Source organism: Salinimicrobium terrae DSM 17865, from assembly GCF_000424665.1.
Taxonomy (GTDB): Bacteria; Bacteroidota; Bacteroidia; order Flavobacteriales; family Flavobacteriaceae; genus Salinimicrobium; species Salinimicrobium terrae.
Genome location: NZ_KE384222.1, coordinates 117,687 through 131,134 on the forward strand (window position 1 = coordinate 117,687; position 13,448 = coordinate 131,134).

General features: G+C 40.4%; 10 protein-coding genes. 4 read left to right on the forward strand and 6 right to left on the reverse strand.

Annotated elements, in window-relative coordinates:
- Positions 1-401: 401 nt before the first annotated feature.
- From gyrB to secDF, 4 genes are all read left to right on the forward strand, one after another.
- Positions 402-2,342 carry a DNA topoisomerase (ATP-hydrolyzing) subunit B gene (gene gyrB, locus H148_RS0114930; RefSeq protein ID WP_029035518.1) on the forward strand — a complete coding sequence of 647 codons (1,941 nt, stop codon included), beginning with the start codon at positions 402-404 and terminating at the stop codon, positions 2,340-2,342.
- A gap of 124 nt (positions 2,343-2,466) precedes the next feature.
- A complete protein-coding gene (locus tag H148_RS0114935; protein WP_037325436.1) occupies positions 2,467-3,477 on the forward strand; it encodes a DUF6588 family protein in 1,011 nt (336 codons plus the stop codon).
- 84 nt (positions 3,478-3,561) lie between these two features.
- Complete coding sequence (locus H148_RS0114940; protein ID WP_029035520.1) at positions 3,562-4,494, forward strand: malate dehydrogenase; 933 nt, start codon at positions 3,562-3,564, stop codon at positions 4,492-4,494.
- A gap of 234 nt (positions 4,495-4,728) precedes the next feature.
- A complete protein-coding gene (gene secDF / locus H148_RS0114945; protein ID WP_029035521.1) occupies positions 4,729-7,716 on the forward strand; it encodes a protein translocase subunit SecDF in 2,988 nt (995 codons plus the stop codon).
- A gap of 257 nt (positions 7,717-7,973) precedes the next feature.
- On the opposite strand, the gene H148_RS0114950 is transcribed toward secDF, so the two are convergent.
- The 6 genes from H148_RS0114950 to H148_RS0114975 form a co-directional block, all read right to left on the reverse strand.
- Positions 7,974-8,465: a DUF192 domain-containing protein gene (locus tag H148_RS0114950; protein ID WP_037325437.1), complete on the reverse strand. Its 492-nt coding sequence runs from the start codon at positions 8,463-8,465 to the stop codon at positions 7,974-7,976.
- Complete coding sequence (lgt, locus tag H148_RS0114955; RefSeq protein WP_029035523.1) at positions 8,462-9,286, reverse strand: prolipoprotein diacylglyceryl transferase; 825 nt, start codon at positions 9,284-9,286, stop codon at positions 8,462-8,464. The genes H148_RS0114950 and lgt overlap by 4 nt, the downstream gene beginning before the upstream one ends.
- Before the next feature lie 52 nt (positions 9,287-9,338).
- Positions 9,339-9,626 carry a membrane protein insertion efficiency factor YidD gene (gene yidD, locus H148_RS0114960; RefSeq protein WP_156877270.1) on the reverse strand — a complete coding sequence of 96 codons (288 nt, stop codon included), beginning with the start codon at positions 9,624-9,626 and terminating at the stop codon, positions 9,339-9,341.
- Complete coding sequence (cysS, locus tag H148_RS0114965; RefSeq protein ID WP_029035525.1) at positions 9,592-11,079, reverse strand: cysteine--tRNA ligase; 1,488 nt, start codon at positions 11,077-11,079, stop codon at positions 9,592-9,594. The genes yidD and cysS overlap by 35 nt, the downstream gene beginning before the upstream one ends.
- A gap of 15 nt (positions 11,080-11,094) precedes the next feature.
- Positions 11,095-11,772, reverse strand: a complete 678-nt coding sequence (gene folE / locus H148_RS0114970; protein ID WP_029035526.1) for a GTP cyclohydrolase I FolE — start codon at positions 11,770-11,772, stop codon at positions 11,095-11,097.
- 159 nt (positions 11,773-11,931) lie between these two features.
- Positions 11,932-13,443, reverse strand: a complete 1,512-nt coding sequence (locus H148_RS0114975; protein WP_029035527.1) for an OmpP1/FadL family transporter — start codon at positions 13,441-13,443, stop codon at positions 11,932-11,934.
- Positions 13,444-13,448 lie beyond the last annotated feature (5 nt).

A 13,448-nucleotide genomic window follows, 5' to 3' on the forward strand; every position in this document is an offset into this window, starting at 1 on the left:
TAAGATTTTTAATTAATGTTCTAAATATAGCCCTTGCAGGACAATATTTAGTTAAGGTTTTCTTTATTTACCGTTAAAAATTAAGAAAGAAAACTGTAAGGTTTCCTAATGGTTCTAGTCTGGAAAATTATAACTTAAAGAGCATTTAATTTTGTCAATAAGCCTGATGAAATTCTATTCAGGATTTCTATTTTTAAAAAACAGGAATGGTGGAATTTTGTGAGTTCAATAGGGTATAACTATTTATTATTCAACTTTCTTCAAATAACTACAGGAGAGGATTTTTCCACATAAATTGTTGATAACTTAAGGGCTTTAACAGAGGGAGAAGTGGAATTACAGGTATGTTTTTGGTATATTTGTTCGTTATAGAAATTGATAAAATTTTAACGAATTTAAGTATGAGCGAAGAGGTTAAAAGAAGCAGTTATTCGGCTGACAGTATCCAGGCGCTGGAGGGGATGGAGCATGTTCGTATGCGACCTTCCATGTATATTGGAGATACTGGGGTGAGAGGCTTGCATCACCTGGTTTATGAGGTGGTAGACAATTCTATTGATGAAGCGTTGGCGGGACACTGTGACGTTATTAAAGTCACCATAAACGAAGATAATTCTATTACTACAGAGGATAACGGTCGTGGTATCCCTGTAGATTTGCATAAAAAAGAAGGAGTGTCTGCACTTGAGGTTGTAATGACCAAAATTGGTGCGGGAGGGAAATTTGATAAGGATTCCTATAAGGTTTCAGGAGGTCTTCACGGGGTTGGGGTGAGTTGTGTAAACGCACTCTCCGATCATCTTAAGGCAACAGTGTATCGCGATGGTACTATCTGGGAGCAGGAGTATGAAAGAGGGAAGCCAATGTATCCTGTGAAATCCGTAGGCACTACAGATCTCAATGGTACTATTGTAACATTTCGGCCAGATCCAACTATTTTTCAGCAAACCATTGAGTACAATTACGATACTCTGGCGAGCAGGATGCGTGAACTTTCATTTCTGAATAAAGGGATTACCATCACGCTTACAGACAGAAGAGAAAAAGACGACAAAGGAGAATTTGTTTCTGAAGTTTTTCATTCCGAAGAAGGATTAAAGGAATTTATCAAGTTTCTTGACGGAACCAGAGAGCCAATTATTAGTGAAGTTATTGCAATTGAGGGCGAAAAGAATGATATTCCTGTAGAAGTTGCGATGGTGTACAACACCTCCTTTAACGAGAATCTTCACTCCTACGTTAATAATATTAATACCCATGAAGGAGGTACTCACCTGGCTGGTTTCAGAAGGGGGTTGACGACTACCTTGAAGAAGTATGCCGATGCATCTGGATTACTCGATAAGCTGAAGTTTGAAATCTCCGGAGATGATTTTAGAGAGGGATTGACAGCGATCGTTTCGGTTAAAGTTCAGGAACCTCAATTTGAAGGTCAAACAAAAACAAAACTAGGAAACAGGGAAGTTACTGCCGCGGTTTCGCAGGCGGTATCAGAGATGTTAGAAAACTATCTCGAAGAAAATCCAAACGATGCAAAAACGATTGTTCAAAAAGTAATTCTTGCTGCACAGGCACGGCACGCTGCTAAAAAAGCTCGTGAAATGGTGCAACGTAAGACTGTGATGAGCGGGGGTGGATTACCCGGAAAGCTGTCAGATTGTGCTTCGCAGGATCCACACGAAAGTGAAGTGTTTCTTGTAGAGGGGGACTCGGCGGGAGGAACGGCCAAACAAGGTCGTGACCGTCATTTCCAGGCTATTCTTCCGCTAAGAGGTAAGATCCTGAATGTTGAAAAAGCGATGAGCCATAAAGTTTTTGAAAACGAGGAGATCAAGAATATTTATACTGCTCTCGGAGTCACTATAGGAACAGAAGAAGACAGCAAAGCTCTTAACCTTTCAAAATTGCGATATCATAAGGTAGTGATCATGTGTGATGCCGATGTTGATGGCAGTCATATTGCCACTCTTATACTTACCTTCTTCTTTAGATACATGAAAGAATTGATCGAAGCAGGCCACATATTTATTGCGACTCCGCCGCTTTATCTTATTAAAAAAGGCAGCAAAAAACGCTACGCATGGTCCAATAAAGAGCGTGATGAAATCGCCAATTCCTTTAGTGGAGGTGTGAGTGTGCAGCGTTACAAGGGTCTCGGAGAGATGAATGCAGAGCAGTTATGGGATACCACTATGAACCCTGAATTCCGAACCCTTCGTCAGGTAACCATTGACAACACAGGGGAGGCCGACAGGATCTTCTCTATGTTAATGGGAGATGAGGTGCCGCCGCGTCGTGAGTTCATTGAAAAGAATGCAGTTTATGCAAATATTGATGCGTAAATAGCCTTATAGAAATTTACTAAAGCCTTGCAGAAATGCGGGGCTTTTTTGATTGTAGGAATCTCCTGATGTTGTTATGCTTTTTTTGTTATTTTTAGCTGACTTTAACCTTAAATAATTTACATTGAAAAAAGTACTTTCAGGAGCGGCAATTCTTTGGGTGTTTTCTTTGTCCATCAATTCCTCTGCTCAGTCTGCCCAACAAGATAAAATCTCTATTTTTGTGAACGACATGCTTATACTTGCGGATAAATTTGCTTCGCCGGCTGCAGAGGGTTCTGCCTACATGTCCAGTAGCGGATGGTTTGTTTCCGCGCAAAGTCTGGAACCATGGCAGGTTGATTTCTCTGTTCAAGCCAATGTACTGTTTGTTCCCGAAAGTAAACGGACCATTTCGGTATCAGGAAGTGAATTCAGTAGTTTTAATATTAGAGGCGCAGAGACAGCAAATATTCCTTCTGCACTTGGGGAGCAAACAAATGTGGTCTTTGAAGGCTCTTTTTTCGGAGAAAGTTTTGAGTTTGATGCAATTGATGGGGTGCAAAAGAAAGTTTTGGCTCACCCTTTTGTCCAGGCTGCAGTTGGTCTTCCGTTGGGTACGGATCTTATCGTAAGATTCTCGCCTCAGGTAACTGTTGGTGATGTAAGGTTCAGCACCTTGGGATTGGGTTTAAAACATAACTTCAATCAATATTTTGTCAATTCCAGACCTACAGATTTTCAGTTTTCTATATTGGCTTCTTATAGCAATTATGATGTTAATTATGCTTTTACACCTGTTGTAGTAGATTATGAGTTTTTAGGCGAAACATTTTTAGTTGCCCGGATGGAAGACATAGAGGTAGACGCAGATTTTTGGCTGTTGCAGTTAATTTCTTCAAAAGAAATCGTTAATTCAAATTGGGAAGTTTTTGGAGCTTTAGGTGTCACAGATTCCTCGATTGATTATGTTTTAGGGGGTGGTGGAATAGCTCTTGGTGAAATAAATAAAGCTTTGGAAGGTTTAAAAAAGAATGAAGTAGAATTTAAAGGTGATTTAGGATTCAATTATAAGGCAGGTAATTTTCTAATAAGTTCCATGTTGACTATTGGAAAGTTTTATAATTATAACCTTGGTCTACATTATAGGTTGTAATTATTATATTTTCTGACATTTCTCATTGAAATAACCCTTATATAATTCGTATTTTAGCAGCACTATTAATCAAACCAATTTCACATGAAAGTTACTATAGTAGGTGCCGGAGCTGTTGGAGCCAGCTGTGCGGAATATATCGCCATTAAAAATTTTGCTTCAGAAGTAGTTTTAATTGATATTAAAGAAGATTACGCCGAAGGGAAAGCAATGGACCTTATGCAAACCGCTTCCCTTTTAGGTTTTGATACTAAAATTACCGGAAGTACAAATGACTACTCAAAAACTGCAAATTCAGATATGGCTGTTATCACAAGTGGGGTTCCGCGTAAGCCGGGAATGACCCGCGAAGAACTCATAGGGATCAATGCAGACATCGTAAAATCGGTTTCTGAAAGCCTTTTGAAGCATTCTCCAAATGTAACCTTGATCGTTGTAAGTAATCCAATGGATACAATGACTTACCTGGTTCACAAAACAACTAAACTTCCAAAGAACAAGATTATAGGAATGGGAGGAGCTCTTGACAGCGCCCGTTTTAAATATAGACTGAGTGAGGCTCTCGAAGCACCACAATCAGACATCGACGGAATGGTCATAGGAGGACACAGCGATACGGGAATGGTGCCATTAACCCGACTGGCTACCCGCAACTCTGTGCCTGTTTCAGAATTCCTTTCCCAGGAGCGAATAGATCAGGTTTCAGAAGATACTAAAGTAGGTGGAGCTACACTCACCAAAATGCTTGGAACCAGTGCATGGTATGCGCCGGGGGCCGCTGTGTCGTCACTCGTACAGGCAATAGCTTGTGACCAGAAAAAAATGTTCCCATGTTCTGTGCTTTTAGAGGGGGAATATGGGCTAAATGACCTCTGCATTGGAGTTCCTGTAATTTTGGGTAAAGATGGCATTGAAAAAATTGTTGAGGTAGAACTCGATGAGGCTGAAAAATCCAAGTTGCAGGAAAGCGCTCAGGGAGTTTCAAAAACAAATGATCTTCTCGACATAAAGAAGTAGTTTAAAAATTAAAAGATAGCTTTTAAAGAAGCTGTTCAAAAGTGTCATTTTTAAAAGGAATTTTCCTACCGAAAAACAACCGGAAGGTCAATATACTCCAGATTTGACGGCCCTTTTGAAGAGCTTCTTTTTTTTGTATTAAATAGTTAATTTTTTCAAAAAATATAATTGGGATTTCTATCTTGAAAACCTATATTTGTCCGTTTTTAAAAAATGAATATAAATTAAAGAATAATGCAGAACAAGGGAATAATCAAGGTATTCGCAATTTTGTTTGCTCTGGTATGTATTTACCAGCTGTCTTTCACCTTTATTGCTGGCAATATTGAGGACGATGCCGAAGAATTTGCACAGCAGGAGATTCCGCAAAGTGTTGATAATTACATTATCGCAAGGGAACGAGCAGAACAGAGATATCTTGATTCTATTGGGAATGAAGAGGTTTTTATGGGTATTTCCTATAGCTCGGCAAAGGAAAAAGAGCTTAACAAGGGGCTTGACCTTAAAGGCGGGATCAATGTGATCCTCCAAATTTCTGTCAAGGACATTCTTCGAGAGTTGGCCAACAACAGCAAAGACCCTGCTTTCAATCAGGCACTGACCCGGGCAGATGAGGCGCAAAGAACAAGCCAGGAGAATTACCTTGACTTGTTTTTTGAGGCTTTTGAAGAAATTCCCGATGCACGTTTTGCCTCTCCCGATATCTTTGCTAACAGAAATCTTAGCGAAGAGATCAATTTTGAAATGACTAATGAGGAAGTAAAGCCTATCATTAGGAGAAAAATTGATGAGTCCATAGTTTCAGCATTTGAAGTTCTAAGGAAGCGTATCGATAAGTTTGGTGTAACCCAACCAAATATTCAGCGTCTTGGATCTTCAGGAAGAATTCTTGTAGAATTACCCGGGGCAAAAGAAATTGAGCGTGTAAAGGACCTTCTGCAAAGTACTGCGCAGCTTGAGTTTTGGCATGTTTACCAGAGTAACCAGTTTCAGAATTTCTTTGTACAGGCCAATAACCTTCTTACACAAATGGAGGTAGAAGAGCAGGCAGAGACAATTCCTGATACTACAGACGCTGAGCAGGACGAAATTGACGCTTTATTAGAATCGGCCAGCGATACAGCCCAGGTTGCTGAACAAAATAATCCTTTATTCGACCTGATGGCTTCTCCTGGTTTCCAGGGAGGAGCTGCTTTGGCAACATTTAATATTGAAGATACTGCCAAAGTAACCCGGTATCTCAATATGCCACAGGTGCGCAATCTTCTTGAAGGAGAGCAGCGTTATGCTAAATTCGTGTGGGGTATCACCGGCGAAGATGATGAGGTTGCTCCTCTTTACGCTTTAAGAGGTAACCGACAAAATGAGCCACCCCTTTCCGGAAGTGTGATCACAGATGCCACTCAGGCCTACGACCAAATAGGGAATGTCGCCGTGACCATGCAAATGAACGGGAAAGGAGCCAAGATTTGGGAAGAAATGACCAGCTATGCTTTCGAGAACCAGAGCCAAATCGCTATTGTTCTTGACAATGTGGTTTATTCTGCTCCGGGAGTTTCAACCGGACCTATTTCTGGCGGAAGAAGTGAGATCTCAGGAGATTTTAGTATTACCGAAGGTCAGGATTTGGCGAACGTATTGCGGGCTGGTAAGTTACCTGCTTCAGCAGACATTGTTCAGAGTGAGATCGTTGGTCCCTCTCTGGGACAGGAAGCTATTGATAGCGGTATCATGTCTTTTGCTATTGCATTAATCCTTGTATTGATCTGGATGATCTTTTACTATGGGAAAGCAGGTATTTTTGCGGATATCGCACTTGTTGTTAACATCCTCTACATATTTGGGGTTCTTGCAGGACTTGGTGCGGTTCTTACTTTACCCGGTATTGCCGGTATCGTACTTACCATTGGTATCTCTGTAGATGCGAACGTACTTATCTTTGAACGTATTCGTGAAGAGTATGCGAAAGGTAAGGTGCAGAAAGATGCGATTAGGGATGGTTTCAATAACGCTCTATCTTCAATTCTCGATGCCAACATCACTACTGGTCTTACAGCATTGATCCTTTTGGTTCTTGGAACAGGTCCTATTAAAGGATTTGCCACTACCTTATTAATCGGTATTGCAACTTCTCTTTTCACCGCGATCTTTATTACAAGATTGTTCATTGATAATTATGCGAAGAATCCAAACAAGAGTCTTGATTTTGCAACTCCGGTTACAAAAGGTCTTTTCTCTGGTCTTAGTATAAATTTCCTTGGAAAGAGAAAAACATTTTATATTATTTCGGGAATATTTATTCTGGTTAGTTTGGGATCCCTATTTACTCAGGGATTGAACCAGGGAGTTGATTTCGTGGGAGGACGTAGTTACACTGTAAGATTTGACAAGGCGGTGAATCCTAGTGAACTTCAGGATGAGCTGGTTGCCGAATTTGGAAGCGCAAGTGCCAAGACTTTTGGAGCTGCCAACCAGATTAAAATTACGACCAAGTACAAGGTTGAAGAAGAGGGAAGCGAAGTAGACGAAGAAATTTCACGGAAACTTTTTAGTGCAGTTCAGGCATATTTGCCCGCCGGAACAACCTATGATGACTTCACAGTTGGAGGTGGGGGCGAAAGAGAGATTGGTATTATGCAGTCTATAAAAGTAGGTCCTTCTATTGCAGATGATATTAAGCAGGCATCGATTTGGGCAGTATTGGGATCCCTTTTGGTGATCTTCCTTTACATCCTGTTGAGGTTCAGGAAATATCAATTCTCACTAGGTGCGGTAGTTGCCGTTATTCACGATGTTTTGATCGTACTGGGAGTTTTCTCCTTAACCTATAAATTTATGCCGTTTAACATGGAGATTGACCAGGCGTTTATTGCTGCAATCCTAACGGTGGTAGGTTACTCACTAAACGACACCGTTGTAATTTTTGACAGGATTAGGGAATTCTTTAATGAGCATCCTTCCTGGACCAAAAAAGACGCTATTAATGCTGCGATCAACAGTACTGTTAGTCGTACGGTAAACACCTCTTTAACTACCCTTGTGGTACTTCTTGCTATCTTCATCTTTGGAGGGGAAAGCATTAGAGGATTTATGTTCGCTCTTATTGTAGGTGTTATTGTGGGTACTTATTCTTCGATTTTCATAGCAACTCCTGTTACTTATGACACTTTCACTAAGGAGACTAAAAGAAGAAAACTACGGGAAAAAGAACCTGTAGCATAGTTCGAAACTTCAAAATAGATTAGAGTCTTCTTCACAGAAGGCTCTTTTTTTTGCTCTTTTCGAAAGACACGACTGCTGGTTGAATTATTCTTCGCACCTCTAAGCTCTTTCTGAAAAAAATAAATGGGGAGCTAGAAAATTCTACCGGATTTGGAGGCGATGCAGTTTTTTTGTGGAAAAGACCTGGGAGTTTAGGACCAAAAGAGAGGCCTCAGAACTGAGGCCCAAAAAATGATATTTTAAAGGGTTTTTCTAACTTAGTTCCTGTTAAGAATAAGACTGTCCCCCACCATTAAGTTCCATTGATCTGCAAGGCCAGCATTGACTTCCAGAACGTATTGCGCGGGTACATCAGATGTGATGGTTTCGAGACTTCTGGGTTGTGCGTTTTTGGAGATACTTACGATCTTGTTTTCTGAATCCAAAAAGACAAGGTCAAGAGGAATATTTGTATTCTTCATATAGAACCCGCGTGGTTCTTCTTTTTCAAAGATAAACAGCATTCCCTGGTCTTGTTCCAGTGTTTCCCGATACATAAGCCCAGTTTCTCTCTGGTAATCATCATCGGCTATTTCAAGTTGAAGGTGTTGGATAGTATCTCCCGTTGCTTTGGTGAGGTAGCCTTCAGCTTCTTTAGTGAAAGAAATAGGTTCAGAAATATTTTGCTGTTGAGTCTTTGGATTATCTTTACAGCTTCCAGCTAAAGCACCTGTTAACAGCAGGCTTAAAAATGTCTTTTTCCGAATCATTTTACCCGGGTTTTAGTTGATGGTCGAAACATAAAGTAAAATCCTGCCAATATAAATGGTAAACTCAGCCATTGGCCTGTATTCAACACCCAATTCACTCGTTCCCCTACCTGCGGTTCTTTTACAAACTCTACAAAGAATCTCACAGACCACAATAAGACGAGAAACAGACCAAAAATGTATCCCAGTTTTTCTCTTTTTAAAGTCTTCCAATATGTAAACCACAAGATTAAAAATACCACAAGGTAAGAGGCAGCTTCGTATAATTGAGCAGGATGTCTTGCGAAATCCTCACCCAGCTTGGTGAATACCACTCCAAAATCGCTGTCTGTCGGTTTCCCAATTATTTCAGAATTCATAAAATTTCCAATACGTACAAAAATTCCACCGCAGGCAACGGGTATCACGATCCTGTCAAGGATCCACAGTACAGGTTTGTGCAGGACATTACGGCAGTACAGGTACATTGCGGTTATAATACCAATTGCAGCTCCATGGCTTGCCAGGCCTCTAAATCCTGTGAATTGGAATTCGGGCTCAAATTGTACAGGTAAAAAAATCTCTAAAAGGTGGTTTTGAAAATATTCCCAGTCGTAAAAAATCACATGTCCCAGCCTGGCACCAATTAGCGTTGCAAGTACAGTATAAATGAATAATGAATCCAATTTTTCAAGAGATACACCTTCTCTTTCATAGATGCTCTTCATGAGATACCAGCCTATTGTAAAGGCGACCACAAACATTAAACTGTAGTAGTGGATAACGAAAAATCCCAGATCAATTCCTTCTGAAGGATTCCAGTAGATTTTATTGAAAAGCATGAAGAAGTTTTATAATTGGAAGGTAAAGATACATATTTGGTGCCTTTTCCGATTATTTTTCCTTCTGAAGTTTCTCCGGAACAGGATCATAACCTTTTCCTCCCCATGGATTGCAACTGGCTATACGTTTTAAAGATAGCCAGCTCCCCCTGAAGGCTCCGTGTTTTTGAAGTGCTTCAACAGTATATTGTGAACAGGTGGGAGTATAGCGACAGGTCGCAGGGGTTACCGGCGAAATAAAATTTTGGTAAAATCTTACCAGTGCAATAAGCGGGTATGAAAGCCACTTTTTCAAAAAGATTAATTTATTCAATTGTAAAGCTGGTGCCGTCCTTGCCATCTTTCAGCTGTATTCCCAGAGCAACGAGTTCATCCCGAATTTTGTCTCCGGTGGCAAAGTCTTTATTTGCCCGGGCTTCTGCCCTTAATTTGATGAGCAGTTCAACTGTGCCCGAGAGTCTATTTCCTAAATCATTATCTGAAGCTTCGGCAGTATCTACAAGTCCCAAAACATCGAAAATAAAGTCACTCATTGTGTTTGTAAGCAGTTCAAGATCTTCAGTGCTAATTTTTGCTTTACCTTCCTTAATTATATTGATCTGCTTTACAGCTTCGAAAAGTTGAGCGATAAGAATTGGACTGTTGAAATCGTCATTCATCGCATCATAACATTTCTGTCTCCATGCGGCTACATCAAAATCAGATTTCTCAGAAGGTTCCAGGCTGTTTAAGATATGATAGGCGTCCATTAAGCGCTGGAAGCCTTTTTCACTTGCCTCAAGGGCGTCATTTGAGAAATCGAGTATGCTTCTGTAATTTGCCTGAAGCATGAAAAACCGGGCCACGGTAGGTAAAAAGCCTTTTTCAAGATTGGGATTGTTACCAGAAAAAATTTCATCTGGCAATATGTTATTACCGGTACTCTTGGCCATTTTCTTACCATTAAGAGTAAGCATGTTTGCATGCATCCAGTAATTCACAGGAGTTTTACCGGTAGCTGCTTCTCCCTGGGCTATTTCACATTCATGGTGCGGGAACTTTAGGTCCATTCCCCCGCCATGAATATCAAATTCTTCTCCGAGATATTTTGAACTCATTACGGTGCACTCCAGGTGCCAACCGGGAAAACCATCGCTCCAGGGAGATGGCCACCGCATAATATGTTGAGGTTCGGCCTTTTTCCAGAGTGCAAAATCCTGTGGATTCTTTTTATCGCTCTGGGCCGTCAACTCCCGGGTGTTGGGGATCATGTCCTCCAGTTTCCTGCCGCTTAATTTTCCGTATTCGTGAGATTCATTGAATTTTAGAACATCAAAATATACCGAGCCATTGGCTTCATAAGCGTATCCTTTTTGGAGGATATCTTTGATGATTTCGATTTGTTCCACAATATGTCCGGTCGCCGTGGGTTCGATGCTGGGAGGAAGATTATTAAATTTTTGTAGAATATTGTGAAAATCGACAGTGTAACGCTGAACGACTTCCATAGGTTCTATTTGCTCAATTCGTGCTTTTTTCGCGATTCGATCCTCCCCTGAATCTGCGTCATTTTCCAGGTGTCCGGCGTCGGTTATATTTCTTACGTAGCGCACTTTGTAACCCAGGTGCTTAAGATATCGAAAGACAAGATCAAAGGAGATGAAAGTACGGCAGTTGCCAAGGTGAACATTACTGTAAACTGTGGGCCCACATACGTACATCCCTATAGCACCTTCGTTAATAGGTGTAAAAATTTCTTTTTCTCCCGATATTGAATTGTAGATCTTTAGTTCCTGCTGCTCGTAAAGTGCCATAGAGTATTAATGAATTTAGAATTCAGTTTCCAGGTTGATATAGTCTAAAAAGTCACGACGGGCTTCTGGGTCTTTAAATCGGCCGCCGTATTCACTGGTGACTGTACTGCTTTCAATATCCCTAATTCCGCGGCTATTTACACAAAGATGTTTTGCGTCGATTACGCAGGCTACGTCTTCTGTACCCAAAACTTCCTGGAGTTCTTTAACGATTTGCATGGTAAGTCTTTCCTGTACTTGTGGCCTTTTTGCATAGTAATCCACAATACGATTCATTTTAGAAAGACCCACTACAGTTCCATTAGAGATATATCCCACATGTGCTCTTCCCACTATTGGGAGCAGGTGATGTTCACAGGTAGAGTAGAGGGTGATGTTCTTTTCCACCAGCATCTCCCCGTATTTATATTTGTTTTGAAAGGTTGATGCCTTAGGTTTTACCTGGGGATGTAACCCACCAAAGATTTCGTTGACAAACATCTTTGCCACTCTTTTAGGTGTGCCTTTAAGGCTGTCGTCAGTGAGATCCAGTCCTAAGGTTTCCAATATGTTTCTTACGTTTTCCTGAATACGTTCTATTTTCTCGTCATCACTTATGTCAAACGCGTCTTCACGCATTGGGGTATCTGTATTGGGGCTAACAAAAGCATCCCCCATCTCATCAATAGCCTCGTCTATGCCGTCTTTTTTCATATTACTTTATATCGTACTGTCTAAAAACTCTCTATTTAAGCTTGCAAAGATACATATTTAAACCCTTTTTTGATAATCTCTTGAAGCAACTTGGGTCGCTACTAGTCCGGAAACAAAAAAACAGCCCGAAGGCTGTTTTTAATTGTAGGTTCAGGAGATTTATAATCCGAAACTCAATGAAAGTACATAGTTTGAGTTTTCTTTTAAAATTCCCATGCGATCTGTTAATCCGGTTTGATATAACTGAGGGTTATTTTCACGTGTGGAATAATCGTAAGCTAAATCAATTTTTATATTTCCGAAGTTATAACCAAATCCGGCTGAATAACCTTCAAGATCGCCAACCGTAATACCGTTGATATATGGACTTTCTTCATAACGGTAGCCACCTCTAAGGCTCCAGTTTTGAATTCGATATTCTCCTCCGACTCTGAATTTTGAAGCTCCCTGTAATTCGTTCGAAATAATTACATTCTGAAACATGAAAGCAGGATCATCTGTAGGTTTAAACTTCGTGGTGGAGTAATCTTTATAGGTATAATCAAAACTTATAAGCGCCGCTGTGCCAAAGAGGTAAGCTAAACTTCCTGTATAGCTGGCAGGAGTTTGAAGGTTATAATCTGGATAAATATTGACTACATTGGGGTCAACAACAGCAAGATCGGATTCGATATACTGAGTAGTCTCTTCCGAAATGGTATACCACGTAGGAGATTCATAAGCCAATCCTGCTCGCAAACTTTGACCAATCTTGGCTAAAGCACCCAACTGCAAACTAAAACCGGTTCCTAAGGTGCTTAAATTGTCTTCAAAATACACATATTCTTCGGGAGCGTCCAGGTTGACTTCATCTATAGACGTCATTCTTTCATAATTGATGAAATGAGAGTTCAAGTTAACGCCCAGGTAAAGAAAGTCCTGATATTGCGAAGCAAAATTAAAGGAAAATTTTCCGTTTAAACCGGTAGCAGCATATGAATATATTTGGTCATAAGTTCCGGGAGATAAAATACTGCTGTAAGTATCAAGGTCGTAATACGCCGGGTCTGTTTCAGGAATGCTGGTGGGATTGTTCACCCCAATGACTCCTCCACGTAAACCTAAAAAGGCTTGTTGAGCTCCAAATCCCAGATTTTCTCCCAAATAGGAATATAAATCTCCATCAGATTCATTGTCCAAAGGAACAAGATAATCCAGAGGGATTCCGTTAGCATAGGCTAGAAAATATTGATCGATAGAACCAGAATTGTTACCTGAGGCTAAAAAATCATCCTCAAAGCTTGCAGATTTATTGTAATTAAAGCCAATCGTAAATTTTTTCCAGTTTGCATTTTCATCGTAATTATCAAAGACAAAAACAGCGCCGGCCTGTCCTAAATCGGCATTTGAATTACTATTGGTATTGTATCCATTCATGAAACTAATCTCATTGTTGCTGTTTTCAACATTGAGGGTGAGCGTTGCCATGCTATTAAGAAAAACTGCAGAGCCTGCTGGATTGATGTTCAAAGAGGATAAATCACCTCCCAATGCTCCGAACGCTCCGCTCATAGCGCGATAGCGAGCTGTTCCATTAAGGTCTGTTCCAGAATACCTTACAGCATCTGTAATATTTTGAGCCTCCACAGTCATAGAGATTATGGCTGTGAAGGCAAAAATTAACTTTTTCATTTATA

Bases quoted from the DNA above. Each gene is read 5' to 3' on its own strand.
- cysS (WP_029035525.1), bottom strand. From the start codon at position 11,079: ATGGCACTTTACGAGCAGCAGGAACTAAAGATCTACAATTCAATATCG.
- folE (WP_029035526.1), bottom strand. From the start codon at position 11,772: ATGAAAAAAGACGGCATAGACGAGGCTATTGATGAGATGGGGGATGCT.
- secDF (WP_029035521.1), top strand. From the start codon at position 4,729: ATGCAGAACAAGGGAATAATCAAGGTATTCGCAATTTTGTTTGCTCTG.
- H148_RS0114950 (WP_037325437.1), bottom strand. From the start codon at position 8,465: ATGATTCGGAAAAAGACATTTTTAAGCCTGCTGTTAACAGGTGCTTTA.
- H148_RS0114940 (WP_029035520.1), top strand. From the start codon at position 3,562: ATGAAAGTTACTATAGTAGGTGCCGGAGCTGTTGGAGCCAGCTGTGCG.
- H148_RS0114975 (WP_029035527.1), bottom strand. From the start codon at position 13,443: ATGAAAAAGTTAATTTTTGCCTTCACAGCCATAATCTCTATGACTGTG.
- lgt (WP_029035523.1), bottom strand. From the start codon at position 9,286: ATGCTTTTCAATAAAATCTACTGGAATCCTTCAGAAGGAATTGATCTG.
- gyrB (WP_029035518.1), top strand. From the start codon at position 402: ATGAGCGAAGAGGTTAAAAGAAGCAGTTATTCGGCTGACAGTATCCAG.
- yidD (WP_156877270.1), bottom strand. From the start codon at position 9,626: ATGGCAAGGACGGCACCAGCTTTACAATTGAATAAATTAATCTTTTTG.